Origin of the sequence: Collimonas fungivorans, assembly GCF_001584145.1 — a bacterium.
Classification (GTDB): Bacteria; Pseudomonadota; Gammaproteobacteria; order Burkholderiales; family Burkholderiaceae_D; genus Collimonas; species Collimonas fungivorans.
Genome location: NZ_CP013232.1, coordinates 535,280 through 554,812 on the forward strand (window position 1 = coordinate 535,280; position 19,533 = coordinate 554,812).

The following is a 19,533-nucleotide window of genomic DNA, read 5'->3' on the forward strand; positions in this document are numbered from 1 at the left end:
CGTTCGCTCAAATTCCATGCGTTGGGTGTGGTTTATAAGGCTTAGACGGAAATTGAACATGACCTGAACGGCGCACCTTGAATACGTCAACGAAAATAGTCTAGCGCACGAGAAGCGGAAATGACATCCGCACGGATAGGTAGTGGATATCGGTAGAACTGCGTACCCTCTATCATAAGAAGAGGTCGACGATTCCGTGCCGAAGCGCGTTGTCATAGGTTCTCACGTCAATCACAACGAGGGGCCGCTGATGCCAAAATTGTACCAATGAAATTGCACAATTAGAACGGCTCGGACGCCGCGCCATAGAAGTGGCCTTCGACGGCGGCAAGCTCGTCAGCGAAGGCGGAGTTCTGTTGCTTCTCCAGGTCAACCGGCGCATTGGCTTGACCGACGCCGTCGCGCGCGTGTTCGCCGATACCTGATGTCCTTGGCCTAATTACCCACAGCGTGCGCGACTTGCTCGCGCAACGCATCTACGGATTGCGTTGCGGCTGGGAAGGCGTGTGCGACCACAATGTGCTGCGCCGCGAGCTCGCCTTGCAAACGGTCGTGCCGCATCGGCGAACTGACGTCGGCGCTACCCTGAGCGGCCTGGAGCGTGCGCCCACACCGGCCCATACGGCTGTCCTGTGCAATATGTTGCTCGATCAATTCACCGCCGGCAATTCCCCGGCGCCAACGGAATTGATCCTCGACGTTGACACCACTCACGTCCCCTTGAATGGTGCCAAGGAGAAGGTACATTTCCATAGCTATTACGATAACTATTGCTATCTGCCGTTGTACACATTTTACGGGCAGAACCTGCTGGCTTGCGTATTGCGCCCTTCCAGCAGCGATCTCGCCAACATGCTCGGCGCCTTGAACAAGCTGCCGGTGCAGCGCCTGCGCAAGGGACCTGCTGGCATCGCAACACTGCTCTAGCTGTCTTCCTGAGCACGGCACGTGCATTGGCTCCATAGCGCTCTTCAGTGCTATCCCCGGCACACTATAAATCAACGGTGGTAGGGGCGTCCATGAACCATTCTCTTTCCCAAAACAGCATGGCAAATTCAGTCTGCGGTCAACAATATTAAGCGCGTCAATTTCGACGCCATTCTCTGGTGGACTAGTGAAATATTCTGACTAGGTCTTCGTAGGCGTCGCAAGTAGAAAACGACCTCCACCGACTTTATGGCTTCAACTTATTCCAATTTTCCGGAGAGATGCTGAATGCTGCCCGTGTGCACCTGAGCGTCTTGTGAAGTGAGCTGCTGATCAGGCACTGATGATGCAGGTCGCCTCGATGGTACGTATTTGTACTGATGACACGTACAAATACGTGCGGATGGTTTGCAATGACCGAATTCGTTACATTTGCAATGTGCCTGCGGGACTTTTCCAATGTGTACCAGGCTAAGTTCCGTCTTGGTAAGCCTTAACAACAACTCATGCCATGTTTGACTTTCGCCAAAGTCCTATATGCAACACTCTGCACAAGGATCTAATGCGGCTGCACAATCCATTGGAGTTGATATTGGTCGTTGTGTACTGGCACTTAGCCTACCCAACGAGCTTTAGCCAAATCGAGGAGATGCTACGGCGACACGGTGATTTTTTTGATCAGGTCACTATTCATCCGTCGCTGATCAAAGTGTTGGCAGCTCTGGGAGCGGTGTTGCATCGTCGCAAGTACCCAGTGGGTCGAAGTTGGAGTTTAGACGAGACCTTTGTCAGGGCCTGTGGTCGATTGAAAAAGTGGTCTCGTGCAGTCGGCCATGCGGACGACACTGTAGACATCTATACCGTAACCAATATATCCGTAATCGAAAGCATCAAAGCTGATTCCCGCGCTGATATCTTAGTGGCCCAGTCCAAATGCAGGAACAGCTTAATCGAGCAGGATCATCGTGCTGTCAACTGGCTCACCAAAGTGACACAAGGCTTCGAGTTATTTTTGAGCGTGCGGTTCATAAATGCGACTTTGAATCGCCGTGTTCTTTGCAGAGGGGCAAGTAGAGTGCACGAATGGACAGGCCAGGTCCGTAGGCGACGGGTTCTACTGCCTCGCATCTTGATCAGCAAGCCAATGACGCAAGTGTTTACGACAGTACTTCACTAATGCAGAAAGAAGAAAGTGCTCACTCAATGAAAGACCATAAATCCCTGAACCTCGTAGATATCTTGCGTGCGCGATCTCAAACTGCCGCTGATAGCGCTGAGCGTTTGGCATTTACAAACTTGCGTAGTGGTGAGCAGATAGAAGAGGAACTCACATTCAGTCAATTGGATCGTCGTGCGCGGCGCATAGCTGCGCACCTGCTTCCACTTATCAACAAAGGAGACCGAGTATTGGTGGTCTTCCCGGCCGGCCTAGACTATATCAGTGCTTTCTTCGGTTGCCTCTATGCAGGTGCCATCGCCGTCCCTGCACTGGTCCCAACAAATTCAAGCTCTCTTTCGCGGCTCGGATTGATTGCGCGCGATGCCGGCGCCCAGGTGGCGCTCGCGACAGCCGCCATCGCGACAGAGGTATTGGGTTGGCAACAGTTGGATGACAAATCGACTGCAACTAACAACGAATTCAAAATCGAACTGTCCAGGCTGACTTGGATAGCCGCCGATCAGCTCAATGAGGCAGAGGAAAATTGGGCCGCGAGAGACCTAGATCCCGATGACATTGCCTTTTTGCAGTACACGTCCGGGTCAACTAGTATACCCAAAGGCGTTATGGTTAGCCACGCCAATATAATTGCCAACGTACACCTAATTCATGCCTGTTTTCCCATTTCGCAGAAAGATACGGTGGTGTCGTGGTTGCCACCGCATCATGACATGGGCTTGGTCGGGAAGATACTGTTTCCGGTGCTTGCCGGGGCTCATTGTGTCATCATGCCGCCCTCGGCGTTTATGCTTCGGCCGCATCGTTGGCTTCTGGCTCTCTCGAAATACAAAGCGCGCCTCACCGCAGCGCCAAACTTCGCGTACGAGTTATGCGCGAGTAGAGTTACCGATAGGCAAAAGCTCGAACTGGACCTGAGTTCTTTAGAGTTCGCGCTGAATGGGGCCGAAGTCGTGCGGCCGGAGACCCTGGAACGCTTTTATGCAGCGTTTCGCGGGTGCGGTCTGCGGCAAGGAGTCGTACGTCCCGTTTATGGTTTGGCCGAAGGAACACTGCTAGTTTCGGCGAGTGACGGTATAGAGCCTGTTGCTTTGTCGCTGGATCGCACCGCGCTTTCGCGTGGTATCGTGGAGGAGTGCGCACGAGACGCCGACAAGGCTGTAGCGGTGATTTCGACGGGTCGCGCAGGGCAGCATACTGTAATTGTCGATCCGCAGACCGGTACCTTTCAGCCTGATGGGAGAGTGGGCGAAATCTGGATTCGTGGCGCATCTATCGCACGTGGATACTGGAATCGACCGGACGAGACCAGCCGTACGTTCCACGCCAGTGTTTGCGGTGGAGCCCCAGAATACTTGCGCTCAGGAGACCTTGGTTTCATTCTGGGTGAGAAATTGCACGTCGTGGATCGCATCAAGGACTTGATGATTGTCAATGGTCGCAACGTGTATGCACATGACGTTGAGTCGCTTGTAGGGCGATTGGACCCAGCCTTCCGCAATGACGGTGCGGCAGCTTTTTCGGTGGATCGCGATGGTCGGGAGAGATTGGTCATAGTTCAGGAAATTGATGGCAGGTCGAAGCCCGACACGGAGCAGCTCGCTGTGCGTTTGCGGGCCGTTTTATTGGAACAGCTTGATACTCTTGAGCTCGATGCCATTGTTTTGGTCAAAGCGGGCCACCTTCCCCGCACGTCTAGTGGAAAGATTCAACGTAGTCGTTGCAGGGATCTATTCTTGGCCGACGCGTTTTCGGCCATCTGGTCTTGGCGCATTAGTGAGGTGATTGCGACGTCCATTGCGGCCTCGGTAGGACAGGGTGAGGACTCAGGTCTTACACCTACCGAGCGTGTGCTGTCGCGCATCTGGACCGAACTACTCGGCTTAGAATGCATACCAGTTTCAAGTAATTTCTTCTCGATGGGTGGACAGTCGCTGTCTGGTTCGCAGGTCATCTCCAAGGTCAAGGATGCGTTTCAGGTCGAGATGCGATTAGAGGAGCTCTTCGAGGCCCCCACAATCCGCAGTCTCGCTAGTCGAATCGATGAAGCAATGCAGCAGGGCACGGTGGTGTCGGGACAGTGCATTTCACGTCGCGTAGGCGATGGACCTGTGCCGCTTTCGTTCGCTCAACGAGGCATCTGGTTCCTGGAGCAGCTAGAGCCGCGTAGCGGCCTGTATTCCATCTCGGGCTCGTTGCGTATCCAGGGCGGTCTCGATGTGGCTTTGTTCGAACAAGCGCTCAACGAAGTAGTCCGACGCCACGAATCGCTGCGTACGAATTTTGTCCTCGAAAAGGGCGTGCCGATGCAAATAGTCGCGCCGAGTTTGCACATTGCGCCACAGTTCGAAGATCTTAATGTGCTTGAGTCACATACAGCAGAATTGCAGCTGCGTCGCTTTATGCAAGAGGAGACGCGACATACGTTCGATTTAGCTGCCGGCCCCCTGCTTCGGGTGAGGGTTGTGTGTTTGTCAGAAGTCGATCAGGTCGTTCTGCTGACGATGCATCATATCGTTTCTGACGGTTGGTCGATGGGCCTGCTTATTCGGGAAATTGGACTTCTATATCGCGCGTTCGCTGCAGGCCAGAGCCCGAACCTGCCTGAGCTTTCCATCCAATACGGGGACTATGCGGCCTGGCAGCATGCCACGCTTGCCGGTGGTGTCTGGCGGCAGCGACTAGCTAGCTGGGTTGACTTGCTTCGAGGTACACCAGCAGTACTGGAACTGCCGACTGACAGGCCACGACCGACTGTGCAAGACCATCGGGGGGCAAACCACTCGTTCACCATTTCGGCTGCGGTTACCCAAGAGTTACGTGAGCTGGGGAGCGGTGCGAGGGCATCTCTTTTTATGATTTTGGCTACCGCCTTCAACGTACTTCTGGCTCGGATTAGCGGGCAGAACGACATTTGTCTGGGCACTCCCATTGCAAACCGCGGGCATCGTGAAATCGAAGGCCTGATTGGGCTCTTCGTTAATACGATCGTGTTGCGATCAAGGGTCAATCCCGAAGCCAGCTTGGCATCTCTACTTGAACAGGTGCGTTCAGTGTCCTTGAACGCCTACGCTCACCAAGACATACCGTTCGAGCAGGTCGTTGAGGCGTTGGGCCTAGAGCGCCGACTGAGTCATCATCCGCTGGTGCAGGTTGTTCTCGTTTTGCAAAACACGCCGAGCGAAGTTCTTGAACTGCCCATGCTGAGTGTGCAACAGGAACTCATAGAGGGAACTTCCTCTAAGTTCGACCTTACTTTGACATTTTCCGAGTCTGAGGGGGCGCTCAATGGCGTGTTCGAATACGCCACTGCCCTGTTCGATGACGTGACGATAGCGCGCATGGCGAAGCAGTACCTGCGCGTAGTACAAGCGATGCTAAGTGACATGCAGCAACCGCTGGGGTGTGTCGAATTGTTGGACGAAACGGAACGGCGGAACTTGCTTGCGCATTGGCGACCGGCGCGCACGTGGCCTAAACGGCCAACAATAGCGCTGCGGTTTGAGGATTGCGTCGCGCGTTTCGCACACCGCACAGCGCTGGTATTTGAAGGCAACCAGCTGAGTTATGAGCAACTCAACCGCCGCGCCAACCGGCTGGCCCACTATTTGCGAGCGCAAGGTGTGTCCGCAGACATTCTGGTTGGCCTTTGCGTCGAACGCTCGCTAGATATGGTTGTTGGACTGCTTGCAATTTTGAAGGCTGGCGGGGCATACGTGCCGCTTGATCCGGATTATCCTCGAGAACGTCTAGCGTATATGCTCCAAGATGCGGCTCCGGTGTTGGTGTTGAGCCAGAGTCATTTGGCTGGGCGGCTGCCGGAAACGGCGTCGCGGATAATTTATCTTGATGTCCAGAATGGCGAACTAGACACGTATCCGGACAACAATCCGGAGTCGATCAACGGTCCGCAAGACTTAGCCTACGCAATCTACACTTCTGGCTCAACGGGGCGTTCGAAGGGGGCGCTGCTGGCACACCAGAACGTTTTGCGCCTCTTTGAATCGACGCAGCAATGGTTTCAATTCGACGAAAACGACGTTTGGACGATGTTCCATTCCTACGCGTTCGATTTCTCGGTCTGGGAGATTTGGGGTGCGTTGTTATATGGTGGCAAGCTGGTTGTCGTGCCGTACGGTGTGTCCAGGGCGCCTGAGCGATTCCACGCGTTATTGGTGCAGGAGAAAGTCACCATTCTGAATCAGACGCCTTCCGCCTTTCAGCAACTTGTGGAGCTTGACGTGCACCTGCCGATGCCTGTCAAACTGGCGCTGCGTCTCGTGATATTCGGTGGTGAAGCGCTTAACTTTGCAGCACTTGGCCCATGGTTTCTGGCTCACGGTGACAACAAACCGCAGTTGGTGAACATGTACGGGATCACCGAAACGACGGTACACGTAACCTATCACTCACTTGTGGCGAATGGTGCCGCAACGGCGTCGATCGGATTGCCACTTCCAGACTTGGGGATTTACGTTTTGGATGCAAGTTGCCAGCCGGTTCCCGCGGGGATCGTGGGCGAGATGTACGTAGTCGGCGCTGGTTTGGCTCGAGGATACCTGAACCGACCAGGGCTGACGGCCGAGCGATTTATCGCCGATCCTTACGGAGATCCGGGGACTCGCATGTATCGAACTGGAGATTTGGCTCGTTGGTGCGCAAACGGGGAGTTGGAATACCTCGGCCGGGCGGATCAGCAGTTGAAGATCAGAGGCTTTCGCATTGAGCCAGGCGAGGTTGAATCAGCTCTCGCCGCACACCCTGGCATCGCGCACGTTGTTGTTATGTCACGTGAAGGCAATTCCGGCGGGAAGCTGCTGGTCGCCTATGTTGTCCCCAAGTTGGGTACTACGACGGATGTTAATGAATGGCTTGAACACGCCAGACAGAGCCTTCCAGATTACATGGTGCCCTCGGCATTCGTAGCGCTCAAAGAGCTGCCGCTTACACCCAATGGGAAGCTTGATCGCAATGCGCTGCCAAACCCAGTGGCTGGCGGAGACTCTGCCGGATTCAGGGCGCCTAGCACGGCGACGGAGCTCACGCTGGCCAGGATATGGGCCGAGGTGCTCGGTCTAGAGGCTGTTAGTGTACTCGACAATTTTTTCGTGCTGGGGGGAGACTCCATGCGAACGATCAAGATCATCTCGAAGGCCAAGGAAAGCGGCATTGTTCTCACGCTTGAAGACTTCTTTGAACATCAGACCATTGCCAGCCTTGCTGGGTGGCTGGCGTCCCGTGCGGAGCATGAAGTCGCTCCCACGCAAGAGGCGATGGTGCTTATCAGTGAAGTCGACCGTGGACTACTGCCGGCGGCTGTTGAGGATGCGTACGTCTTGTCGCGCTTGCAGGCGGGGATGATTTTTCATCATCAATATTCCCCAGAGCGCGGAACCTATCACGACTTTCTCAGTTACAGGCTTAAAGTTGTCGACTGGGATGGCGATCTCCTACGCATAGTGTTGGGCGCGATGGTGCAGCAGCACGCGATTCTTCGTACTGCATTCAATCTGCAGGATTACAGTGAGCCGTTGCAGTTGGTATTTCGAACCGCTGAGATTCCGGTACTAGAATTTGACGTTAGCGATTGCGGCGAGGACGAGCAGAACCGATCAATCGCCGGGTGGATGTTGGAGGAAAAAAAGCAGCTGATCAACATCGCCATGCCACCACTGCTGAAGATATTTATTCATCGGCGGGCAGTTGACGAATTGCAATTTACGGTGAGCTGTCACCATGCTGTGCTTGACGGGTGGAGCGTGGCCACTTTTCTCACCGAACTGTTCGTCGAGTATGACAAGCTGCATCGCAATGAGCATCATTTCCCGGCGCTGAAGCCGTTGTCGACCTCCCTGAAACAGACGATTATGCAAGAACGGCTGGCGATGCGTTCGGAAGACGAGCGTGCCTTCTGGCGTAATTACTTGGCTGGGTGCGAGCGGGCGGTTTTGCCGCCTTATCGAGAGGATGGACTTCCACCGTCGCAATTGGGCATTTCCTGGACGGTTCCGCAGCCGCTTGTTGACCGTTTGAACGAAGTCGTGCGTAGACTGAATATGCCGTTGCGTACGCTGCTGCTAGCGGTGCATTTGCGCGTAATGGGTGTCCTCAGCGGCCATACTGACGTGGTGACCGGGGTTGTGACGCATGCGCGGCCAGAGGCCCAGGATGGTGAGCGAGTTCTTGGTTTGTTCCTGAATACGCTGCCGTTTCGTCAGTTGCTCAAGCCAGGTAGCTGGGTGGATCTATTGGGTTCAGTGTTCGCCTCTGAATTAATTATTGCGCCACATCGGCGCTACCCGCATTCACAGTTGTTGTTGGACAACGACCGCGTACCGCTCTTTGAGACGATTTTTAACTACATCAACTTCCATGTGTTCGATGATCTTCGAGATCTCAAGTCTGTGGAGGTTTTGGATTCAGATGGGTTTGAGGCGACTAATTTCGCATTTGGGATCAACGCAATCAGTCGAGGTAGGGGGTTGACTTTCAAAGTCGACTATGACCCCACCCGCTTTTCTTTGAGTCAGGCTAAACGTTTCTCTGACTATTACCTTTTGTCACTGCGTGCAATTGCTGCCGATGTTGACGGGTCTTACTGGGATCTTGATTTTCTCGCTGAGGCTGAGCGTGATCAGATACTGGTGCAATGGAACGACACGGCGCGGGAGGTGCAAGAGCAGACCCTGGTGGAGCTGTTCGAGGCACAGGTGGAAGCGACGCCGCAGGCGGTGGCGCTGGTGTGCGGGGAACAGGAGTTGAGCTACGGGGAACTGAACGCGCGTGCCAACCGGCTGGCACATGTGCTGATATCGCGTGGGGTGGGGCGAGACGGGGTTGTCGGTATCTGCATGGATCGTTCGCTGGAAATGGTTGTTGCGATACTGGGAGTGCTCAAGGCTGGCGGGGCATATCTGCCCTTGGATCCGGATGCGCCGTCCGAGAGGTTGGCGCATATATTGGGGCAGGCAAATCCGGTGCTTGTGCTCACGCGCCAGGCTCAGGAAGTGGTGGGACTGAGGGCACAAGGGGTGGGGACGCTGCAGTTGGAAGCTGGTGCGCAGGCTGGCGCTGATGCGTTGCAGTGGGATCCGCGTTTGGGCGTCGGGCTGCAGGATCTGGCCTACGTGATCTACACCTCGGGCTCCACGGGCAAACCCAAGGGGGTGGCGGTGACGCACGGGGGGCTGAGCAACTACGTGCAATGGGCTCGTACGGCCTACCCAATGCAGGGGCAAGACGGCGCGTACGTGCACCTGCCGCTGGTCTTTGATGCGACGCTCACGGCGCTGCTGGTGCCGTTGACGGTGGGGCAAAGTGTGGTGTTGCAAGAAGGCACGGATGCGAGTGCTCTAGTGGAGTACCTGCGTGAGAAGCGGCACGTTGGGCTGCTCAAGATCACGCCGGCGCATATAGATCTGGTGTCGCAGGAACTGCAGGGACAAGCTGTTGGTGCCACGGTGGGGGTGAGCGTCGTAGGAGGCGAAGCGCTCACGGTGTCGCAGACACGGCGCTGGCTGGAGCACTTTCCGCAAACGCTGGTGGTCAACGAATACGGGCCTACCGAGACGGTGGTGGGCTGCTGTGTATACACCACGCGCGAGCTTGGGCCACGAGAGGTGGGGGCACCTAGTTTGCCAATTGGTCGCCCGATAGCGAACACACAGCTGTACGTACTGGACACGCAGCTCAGGCTGGCGCCTGTGGGGGTGGCTGGGGAGTTGTACATCGCTGGAGCTGGGCTGGCGCGAGGTTATCTGGGGCGGCCCGGGCTGACGGCTGAGCGCTTTGTGGCCTGCATGCACGGGCAGCCCGGAGCGCGGATGTACAGAAGCGGGGATCTGGCGCGTTGGCGTGAGGACGGGCAATTGGAGTATTTGGGGAGAGTCGACCATCAGGTAAAGATTCGGGGCTACCGCATCGAGCCTGGTGAGATCGAGGCGGTGCTGGCGCAACACGAGGAGATCGAGCAGGCGCTGGTGATGGTGCGCGAAGACAGCCCTGGCGAGAAGCGGCTGGTGGCCTACGTGGTGGCGCGTCAGCAGCAGGGCGCTCAAGGGCACGACGCGTTGCTGCATGAGCAGTTGCGCCAACATCTTGCAAGTCAACTGCCTGAGTACATGGTGCCTGCGGCTATTGTTGTACTTGAGCGACTGCTACTGAACGCCAACGGTAAGGTGGAGCGAAGAGCGCTGCCGGTCCCGCAGTGGCAAGGCCAGGCGCAGTACCTGGCTCCGAGCAACGCGCTGCAAAGGACACTGGTGCAGATATATGCGCAAGTGTTGCACGTACCGGAGCAACAGCTGAGCGTGAACGACAGTTTTTTTGAGCTGGGAGGCGACAGCATTGGTTCGATTCGGGTAGTGGGGCTGGCGCGCAAGGCCGGACTAGTGATTACGCCGCGCGAGGTGTTCGAGCATCGCAGCGTGGCTGGGCTGGCGCGGGTGGCGCGTGCGGTACAAGAGGTTGGCGAGGTGCTTGAGGAGGAGCCGCAGGGTATGTTGGAGCTCACGCCGATCATGCGTTGGCAGTTGGGCGGCGGGGGCGACCTGAGGCGCTTTCACCAGGGGTGCTGGTGCGCACGCCAGCGGGGCTGCTTCAGCAGGAACTGCAAGTGGCGCTTCAAGCGCTGTTGCAAAGCCACCCGGCACTCAGACTCAGACTGGTGCGCAGCGAGCACGAAGGGCAGGCTGTGGGGCTGCAGGTGGTTGAGTTGGATGATCAGGCAGGTGCGCGTAGCCTCACACGGGTGGACATGAGCGGACTGCAAGGCCAGGGGTGGCTTGGCGCGCTGCAAGCGGGCAACGAAGCGGCGCTGGGGCGCCTGGATCCGTGGAGCGGGTGCATGCTGCAGGCGGTCTGGTACGACGCTGGGGAACAAGAGGCAGGGCGGCTCAGGCTGGTGATACACCACTTTGCGGTGGACGGAGTGTCCTGGCGCATCTTGCTGCCCGAGCTACAGGCTGCGTGGCAAGCGGCGCGCAGCGGACAGTTCTACCAAGGCGATACCGAAGGTACCTCGTACGGGCGCTGGGCCAGGCAGTTGGCCGAGCAGGCGCACAGCGCGAGCCGCCAGCAAGAGCTTGAGTACTGGCAAGCCCAGGGCGAGTCGTTGCAACAGCCTGAAGCGCTGCTGGGGCTGCGTGCGCTGGATGCAAGCCGGGACACCTACGCCAGTGCGGGCAGCTTGACGGTGCAATTGGCGCCAGCGGACACGGCGTTGCTGCTGGGCACGGCACCGGGGGTCATACACGGTAGTGTCAACGACTTGTTGCTGGGCGCACTGGTGCTGGCGTTGCAGCAGTGGCGTGAGCGGCGTGGGCTGGGTGGCGCGGGCGTGCGCATCGACTTGGAGAGTCACGGGCGCGAAGAGGGCCGGGGGCAGGACCTGAGCCGCACGGTGGGATGGTTCACTAGCCTGTTTCCGGTGCATTTGCACGCGCAGTTGAGCACGGAGCAACTGAGGCAGGCGCTGGCCGGGCAGGCTGCGCTGGGGGTGGCACTGAAGGCCATCAAAGAGCAATTGCGCGGTGTGCCTGGTCTTGGGCTGGGCTGGGGGCTGTTGCGCCATGTGAGCGCACGGCCGGAGTTGCAGGGACAGGGCGCGCCGCAGATTGGCTTCAACTACTTGGGCCGCTTCGCAGCGGGCGGCGGTGACTGGGCATTTGCCGAAGAGAGTCAGGAACTGGGGGGACAGGATGCGAGTCTGCCGTTGGCGCACGTCTTGGAGATCAACGCGTTGACGCTGGACGGACCGGATGGTCCACATCTGAGCGCCAATTGGAGTTGGGCCAGCGGGGTGCTGCAAGAGAGCGATGTACGCGAACTGGCGCAAGGCTGGCAGCAAGCGCTGCAGGCCATCGTGCGCTACGCGCAGCAGACCGGAGCTGGGGGGCATACGCCCAGCGACTTTGCGTTGGTGCAAATCAGCCAGCAGCACATCGAGCAGCTCGAACTACGCTATGGGGCGCTAGAAGAGGTGCTGCCACTGACACCGCTGCAAGAGGGACTACTGTTTCATGCGCTGTATGACCGTGTGCAGGCTGGGCAGCAGGAACAGGTGGTGGACGCGTACCAGATCCAGCAGGTGCTGGAATTGGACAGTGCCATTGACGAGGTGGTGCTGCGCGCAGCGCTACATGCGCTATTGCGTCGGCACGGGCAGCTAAGGGCGTGCTTTGTGCAGCAAGAAGGCCAGGCGTTGCAAGTCATCGCTGCGCTCGACGAGCAGCAACTGCAGCGCAGCTTTCAGAGCCATGATTTAGAGCCGCTGGGCCAGGCGCAGGCGCTGCAGGAATTGCTGCAGGCTGAACGGGCGCGGCGCTTTGATCTTGCGGATGCGCAGCCCTTGGGGTTGCTGCGCTTCACGCTGGTGCGCTTGGGCCAGCAGAGCTACCGGTTGATTCTGAGTTGCCATCACATGCTGTTGGATGGTTGGTCGATGCCACTACTGCTGCAAGAATTGCTGCAGTTGTACGCGTCCCGGGGCGATGACGGCGCGCTGCGCGCACCGCTACCGTACCGGCACTACATGCAATGGTTAGCCGGGCAAGATCGCCTGAGCGCCATGGCAGCCTGGCGAGAGGCGCTGCACGGACTGGAGGGGCCCAGTCTGGTTGCGCCGCCGCTGCTGGCCAAGGCGCCGCCGCGCGAGTACGTCTGGGCGCTCAAGTCTGAGTTGAGCCAGGCGCTGCAGCAACAAGCGCGTAGCCAGGGGTTGACGCTTAACACTCTGATGCAAGGGGCCTGGGCGATCCTGCTGGGCTGCCTGAGCGGCAGCGAGGACGTGGTCTTCGGTGTCACGGTGGCGGGGCGTCCGGCGGAATTGGCGGGCGCCGAGAGCATGCTGGGACTGTTTATTAACACGGTGCCACTGCGCGTGCGGCTGCAGGGGCAAGAGCGGCTGGGCGAGATGCTGGCCAGGGTGCAGGATGGGCAGTCGCGCCTGATGGCGCACGCGCACCTGGGGCTCAGCGAAATTCAGGCATTGGCTGGGCTGGGCAGCCTGTTTGACACGCTAGTGGTCTTTGAGAACTATCCGGTGGACCGAGAGGCGTTGAGCCGAGCGGCAGCGGGGCTCAAGATCGGGGCGGTCAGCACGCACGACGCGGTGCACTATCCGTTGAGCCTGGTAGTCGTACCCGGGCCCAGGCTGAGCCTGAGGCTGGGCTATCGAGCCGAGTTGTTCGAAGAGGCGACGGTAGCGCGCATGGCTGGGCAATTAGAGCGCATCTTGTGCGCGATGGTAAGCGATGTGCAGCAGCCAATCGGGGGTATCGAGCTGCTCGATGAGGCTGAACGCGATCAGATACTGGTGCAGTGGAACGACACGGCGCGGGAGGTGCAAGAGCAGACCCTGGTGGAGCTGTTCGAGGCACAGGTGGAAGCGACGCCGCAGGCGGTGGCGCTGGTGTGCGGGGAACAGGAGTTGAGCTACGGGGAACTGAACGCGCGTGCCAACCGGCTGGCACACGTGCTGATAGCGCGCGGGGTGGGGCCAGAGGACATTGTGGGGTTGTGCCTGGAGCGCAGCGTGGAGATGGTGGTGAGCCTGCTGGGCATACTGAAGGCTGGGGCGGCGTACTTGCCGCTGGACCCGGCGTACCCGGCGCAGCGTCTGAGCGCGATGCTGGAGGACGCGCAGCCGCTGTGCCTGATCACACGAGGGGCATTGGTAGCAGAGCTCAGTGGCGCTGGGCGAGACGCCGTGTCGATGCTGTTGTGGGAGGATGAGGTGCTGCAGGTGCAGATGCAGGAGGCCGCGCAAAGCGACCCCGCCGAGCATGAGCGGGTGCGCCCGCTGGGTCCACACAGTCCGGCCTACGTGATCTACACCTCGGGCTCAACGGGCAAACCCAAGGGGGTGGTGGGGCCGCACCACGCTATCGTTAACCGATTGAAGTGGTTCGATGCTGTTCACGCCCATGCGGCGCAAGTGCCGGTGTTAACCAAGAGTTCGTTGAGCTTCATTGATGGCACCACCGAGTTATTTGGGCCACTTTTGCAGGGCCGTACAGTACTGCTCGCCGATTCGGCGACCACGCGCAGTGCCATTGAGCTGGCACGCTTGATCCAGGAGCACCGCCTCCAAGCGGTGACCCTTGTGCCCAGTCTGCTTGACGCCCTGATGGGGCAAGCAGTCGAAAGCGACCTGAGCAGTTGCAGTCTTTGGATCACCAGCGGAGAAGCGGTTTCAAGGCAACAAGCGGCGGCGTTCAAGCAACTGCTGCCATCTGCGCGATTGCTGAATTTCTACGGCTCCTCCGAAGCCAGCGGCGACAGTTTGTGGGCCGAGTGCGATGCTGATTTGGTTCCAATTGGGCGGCCGATCTGGAACACGCAGGTGTACGTGCTGGATGCGAGCTTGTCCGCAGTGCCCATTGGTGTGGCAGGGGAGCTGTACATTGCTGGGGCGGGATTGGCGCGAGGCTACCTGAGACGGCCCGGGCTAACGGCCGAGCGTTTTGTGGCCTGCGCGCATGGGCAGCCCGGCACGCGGATGTACCGCACGGGAGATTTGGCGCGCTGGCGCGAGGACGGACAACTGGAGTACCTGGGGCGGGTTGATCAGCAGGTGAAGATCCGCGGCCACCGTATTGAGTCTGGAGAGATCGAGGCGGTGCTGGCGCAGCACGATGGCGTGGCGCAGGCGGTGGTGGTGGCGCGTGAAGACATTGCTGGCGACAAGCGCCTGGTGGCCTACGTAGTGGCACGTCCAGATGCTCAGGAGACGGGTGAACTGACCCCGCAGCAATTGCGAGCGGGGTTGGCAACGCAACTGCCAGAGTACATGGTGCCGGCGGCGATAGTGATGCTTGAGCGGTTGCCACTGAACGCCAACGGCAAGGTGGATCGGCGAACGCTGCCGGCGCCGCAGTGGCAAGGTGCGCTCGAGCACGTGGCTGCGCGCAGTCCACTGGAGGAGATTGTGCTGAGCGCTTTTGTGCAGGTGCTTGATATGCCGGCGCAGCAGGTGATCGGCATTGAGGATAATTTCTTTGAGTTGGGGGGGCATTCGCTGCTGGCCACAAGGCTGGTTTCACGGCTCAGGGAGATGCTGGGGGTGGAGTTGGCGGTGCGCAGCGTATTCGAGGCGCCCACGGTGCGTGAGCTGGCGCAGCAGGTGAGCCAGAGTCATGACCAGGGTGAGGGGCCCCCGCCGCTGAAGGCGCAGCCGCGTGAGCAGCTTGGGCAAGGGCTTGAGCAGAGCTTTGCGCTGTCGTTTGCGCAGGAGCGGCTGTGGTTTCTTGACCAGTTGGGGGCGCAGCAGGCGCAATACAACATGCCGGTGGCGATGCGCTTGCAAGGGTGCCTGGACGAGGCAGCTCTGGTTCATGCGGTGCAGCAGTTGGTGCAACGCCACGAGGTGCTGCGCAGCCGCATCGAACAGCATGAGGGAGTGGCGCGCCAAGTGATCCAGCCTTGGCTGGAGGTGCCGGTGCAGTTGGAGGACTTGAGTGAGCTGCCTGTGGGCGAGGGGCAGGCGAAGGCACAATGGCTAGCGCAGGACGAGGCCCGGATGCCGTTTGATTTGGCGCGAGGCCCGCTGCTGAGGGTACGTCTGGTCAAGCTGGGAGCACAGGAATACGTGGGGCTGCTCACGCTGCACCATATTGTGAGCGATGGCTGGTCAATGGGAGTGTTGGTGAGGGAATTGGGGGCGCTGTATGCGCAGGCTGTCGGCGGTGGAGATGGTGAGTTGGCGCCGCTGTCGGTGCAGTACGCGGACTACGCGATGTGGCAGCGCGGTTGGCTACAAGGCGACGTGCTGCAAAGGCAGTTGGGGTATTGGCGCGAGCAGTTGGCGGACTCGCCGGCGAACCTGGAGCTGCCCATGGATCGCCAGCGTCCGGCGCAAGCTAGTGGCGAAGGCGCCAGCTACCGACTGAGCATCGATGCACAGACGACGGCGGGGCTGAACGCGCTGGCTCGACGAGAGCGGGCCACACTGTTCATGACTCTGACGACGGCCTTCAATGTACTGCTGGGGCGCTTAAGTGCACAGGATGACATTTGCGTGGGCACGCCAGTGGCCAACCGCACTCATGCGGGCGTCGAAGGGCTGATCGGCTTCTTTGTGAACACGCTGGTGCTGCGCACGCGCATTGACGAGAAGGCCAGCGTTGCGCAGTTGCTGGCTCAGGTGAGGGAGACCACGCTGGAGGCATATGCGCACCAGGAGGTGCCGTTCGAACAAGTGGTGGATGCGCTCAATCCGGAGCGCAGCCTTAGCCAAAGTCCACTGTTCCAGGTGATGCTGGTGCTGCAGAACGCGCCGACCGGCGTGCTGGAGTTGGCTGGGCTTAGGCTGGAGCCGATGGCTATGGCGGGTACGAGCGCCAAGTTTGATCTGAGTTGGTACGTCAGTGAAAGCGCTGGCCAGTTGCACACCGAGATTGAGTACGCCACGGACCTGTTCGAGGAGGGGACGATAGCGCGCATGGCTGGGCAATTGGAGCGCATCTTGCGCGCGATGGTGAGCGATTTGCAGCAGCCAATCGGGGGCATCGAGCTGCTCGCTGAGGCTGAGCGTGATCAGATACTGGTGCAATGGAACGACACGGCGCGGGAGGTGCAAGAGCAGACCCTGGTGGAGCTGTTCGAGGCACAGGTGGAAGCGACGCCGCAGGCGGTGGCGCTGGTGTGCGGGGAACAGGAGTTGAGCTACGGGGCACTGAACGCGCGTGCCAACCGGCTGGCACATGTGCTGATATCGCGCGGGGTGGGGCGAGACGGGGTTGTCGGTATCTGCATGGATCGTTCGCTGGAAATGGTTGTTGCGATACTGGGAGTGCTCAAGGCTGGCGGGGCATATCTGCCCTTGGATCCGGATGCGCCGTCCGAGAGGTTGGCGCATATATTGGGGCAGGCAAATCCGGTGCTTGTGCTCACGCGCCAGGTTCAGGAAGTGGTGGGACTGAGGGCACAAGGGGTGGGGACGCTGCAGTTGGAAGCTGGTGCGCAGGCTGGCGCTGATGCGTTGCAGTGGGATCCGCGTTTGGGCGTCGGGCTGCAGGATCTGGCCTACGTGATCTACACCTCGGGCTCCACGGGCAAACCCAAGGGGGTGGCGGTGACGCACGGGGGCTGAGCAACTACGTGCAATGGGCTCGTACGGCCTACCCAATGCAGGGGCAAGACGGCGCGTACGTGCACCTGCCGCTGGTCTTTGATGCGACGCTCACGGCGCTGCTGGTGCCGTTGACGGTGGGGCAAAGTGTGGTGTTGCAAGAAGGCACGGATGCGAGTGCTCTAGTGGAGTACCTGCGTGAGAAGCGGCACGTTGGGCTGCTCAAGATCACGCCGGCGCATATAGATCTGGTGTCGCAGGAACTGCAGGGACAAGCTGTTGGTGCCACGGTGGGGGTGAGCGTCGTAGGAGGCGAAGCGCTCACGGTGTCGCAGACACGGCGCTGGCTGGAGCACTTTCCGCAAACGCTGGTGGTCAACGAATACGGGCCTACCGAGACGGTGGTGGGCTGCTGTGTATACACCACGCGCGAGCTTGGGCCACGAGAGGTGGGGGCACCTAGTTTGCCAATTGGTCGCCCGATAGCGAACACACAGCTGTACGTACTGGACACGCAGCTCAGGCTGGCGCCTGTGGGGGTGGCTGGGGAGTTGTACATCGCTGGAGCTGGGCTGGCGCGAGGTTATCTGGGCGGCCCGGGCTGACGGCTGAGCGCTTTGTGGCCTGCATGCACGGGCAGCCCGGAGCGCGGATGTACAGAAGCGGGGATCTGGCGCGTTGGCGTGAGGACGGGCAATTGGAGTATTTGGGGAGAGTCGACCATCAGGTAAAGATTCGGGGCTACCGCATCGAGCCTGGTGAGATCGAGGCGGTGCTGGCGCAACACGAGGAGATCGAGCAGGCGCTGGTGATGGTGCGCGAAGACAGCCCTGGCGAGAAGCGGCTGGTGGCCTACGTGGTGGCGCGTCAGCAGCAGGGCGCTCAAGGGCACGACGCGTTGCTGCATGAGCAGTTGCGCCAACATCTTGCAAGTCAACTGCCTGAGTACATGGTGCCTGCGGCTATTGTTGTACTTGAGCGACTGCCACTGAACGCCAACGGTAAGGTGGAGCGAAGAGCGCTGCCGGTCCCGCAGTGGCAAGGCCAGGCGCAGTACCTGGCTCCGAGCAACGCGCTGCAAAGGACACTGGTGCAGATATATGCGCAAGTGTTGCACGTACCGGAGCAACAGCTGAGCGTGAACGACAGTTTTTTTGAGCTGGGAGGCGACAGCATTGGTTCGATTCGGGTAGTGGGGCTGGCGCGCAAGGCCGGACTAGTGATTACGCCGCGCGAGGTGTTCGAGCATCGCAGCGTGGCTGGGCTGGCGCGGGTGGCGCGTGCGGTACAAGAGGTTGGCGAGGTGCTTGAGGAGGAGCCGCAGGGTATGTTGGAGCTCACGCCGATCATGCGTTGGCAGTTGGGCGGCGGGGCGACCTGAGGCGCTTTCACCAGGGGGTGCTGGTGCGCACGCCAGCGGGGCTGCTTCAGCAGGAACTGCAAGTGGCGCTTCAAGCGCTGTTGCAAAGCCACCCGGCACTCAGACTCAGACTGGTGCGCAGCGAGCACGAAGGGCAGGCTGTGGGGCTGCAGGTGGTTGAGTTGGATGATCAGGCAGGTGCGCGTAGCCTCACACGGGTGGACATGAGCGGACTGCAAGGCCAGGGGTGGCTTGGCGCGCTGCAAGCGGGCAACGAAGCGGCGCTGGGGCGCCTGGATCCGTGGAGCGGGTGCATGCTGCAGGCGGTCTGGTACGACGCTGGGGAACAAGAGGCAGGGCGGCTCAGGCTGGTGATACACCACTTTGCGGTGGACGGAGTGTCCTGGCGCATCTTGCTGCCCGAGCTACAGGCTGCGTGGCAAGCGGCGCGCAGCGGACAGTTCTACCAAGGCGATACCGAAGGTACCTCGTACGGGCGCTGGGCCAGGCAGTTGGCCGAGCAGGCGCACAGCGCGAGCCGCCAGCAAGAGCTTGAGTACTGGCAAGCCCAGGGCGAGTCGTTGCAACAGCCTGAAGCGCTGCTGGGGCTGCGTGCGCTGGATGCAAGCCGGGACACCTACGCCAGTGCGGGCAGCTTGACGGTGCAATTGGCGCCAGCGGACACGGCGTTGCTGCTGGGCACGGCACCGGGGGTCATACACGGTAGTGTCAACGACTTGTTGCTGGGCGCACTGGTGCTGGCGTTGCAGCAGTGGCGTGAGCGGCGTGGGCTGGGTGGCGCGGGCGTGCGCATCGACTTGGAGAGTCACGGGCGCGAAGAGGGCCGGGGGCAGGACCTGAGCCGCACGGTGGGATGGTTCACTAGCCTGTTTCCGGTGCATTTGCACGCGCAGTTGAGCACGGAGCAACTGAGGCAGGCGCTGGCCGGGCAGGCTGCGCTGGGGTGGCACTGAAGGCCATCAAAGAGCAATTGCGCGG

Annotated in this window: 6 protein-coding genes and 1 pseudogene; all 7 read left to right on the forward strand. The window is 59.7% G+C overall.

Going from position 1 to position 19,533, the window contains the following annotated elements; translation table 11 throughout:
- The first annotated feature begins 272 nt into the window (after nucleotides 1–272).
- The 7 genes and pseudogenes from CFter6_RS26610 (at nucleotide 273) to CFter6_RS02330 (ending at nucleotide 19,508) form a co-directional block, all read left to right on the forward strand.
- The gene (locus CFter6_RS26610) at nucleotides 273–425 is read left to right on the forward strand and encodes a transposase (protein WP_150118596.1); all 153 of its coding nucleotides are present in this window, start codon (nucleotides 273–275) and stop codon (nucleotides 423–425) included.
- A gap of 13 nt (nucleotides 426–438) precedes the next feature.
- Complete coding sequence (locus tag CFter6_RS02305) at nucleotides 439–927, forward strand: transposase (RefSeq protein ID WP_417924817.1); 489 nt, start codon at nucleotides 439–441, stop codon at nucleotides 925–927.
- A gap of 1,203 nt (nucleotides 928–2,130) precedes the next feature.
- Nucleotides 2,131–10,536: pseudogene (locus CFter6_RS26275) on the forward strand (amino acid adenylation domain-containing protein); the annotation flags it as partial.
- A 182-nt stretch (nucleotides 10,537–10,718) separates the two neighbouring features.
- Entirely contained in the window at nucleotides 10,719–17,195 is a 6,477-nt protein-coding gene (locus CFter6_RS24800; protein ID WP_167351338.1) for a non-ribosomal peptide synthetase, read from the forward strand.
- Between the two features lie 35 nt (nucleotides 17,196–17,230).
- The gene (locus CFter6_RS26615; RefSeq protein WP_061538581.1) at nucleotides 17,231–17,779 is read left to right on the forward strand and encodes an AMP-binding protein; all 549 of its coding nucleotides are present in this window, start codon (nucleotides 17,231–17,233) and stop codon (nucleotides 17,777–17,779) included.
- Between the two features lie 47 nt (nucleotides 17,780–17,826).
- Nucleotides 17,827–18,555: an AMP-binding enzyme gene (locus tag CFter6_RS26665; RefSeq protein ID WP_061538582.1), complete on the forward strand. Its 729-nt coding sequence runs from the start codon at nucleotides 17,827–17,829 to the stop codon at nucleotides 18,553–18,555.
- 17 nt (nucleotides 18,556–18,572) lie between these two features.
- The gene (locus CFter6_RS02330; RefSeq protein WP_257722411.1) at nucleotides 18,573–19,508 is read left to right on the forward strand and encodes a condensation domain-containing protein; all 936 of its coding nucleotides are present in this window, start codon (nucleotides 18,573–18,575) and stop codon (nucleotides 19,506–19,508) included.
- Nucleotides 19,509–19,533 lie beyond the last annotated feature (25 nt).

Coding starts and splice junctions, on each gene's coding strand:
- CFter6_RS26615 (WP_061538581.1), top strand. CDS start 17,231: ATGCAGGGGCAAGACGGCGCGTACGTGCACCTGCCGCTGGTCTTTGAT.
- CFter6_RS26665 (WP_061538582.1), top strand. CDS start 17,827: ATGTACAGAAGCGGGGATCTGGCGCGTTGGCGTGAGGACGGGCAATTG.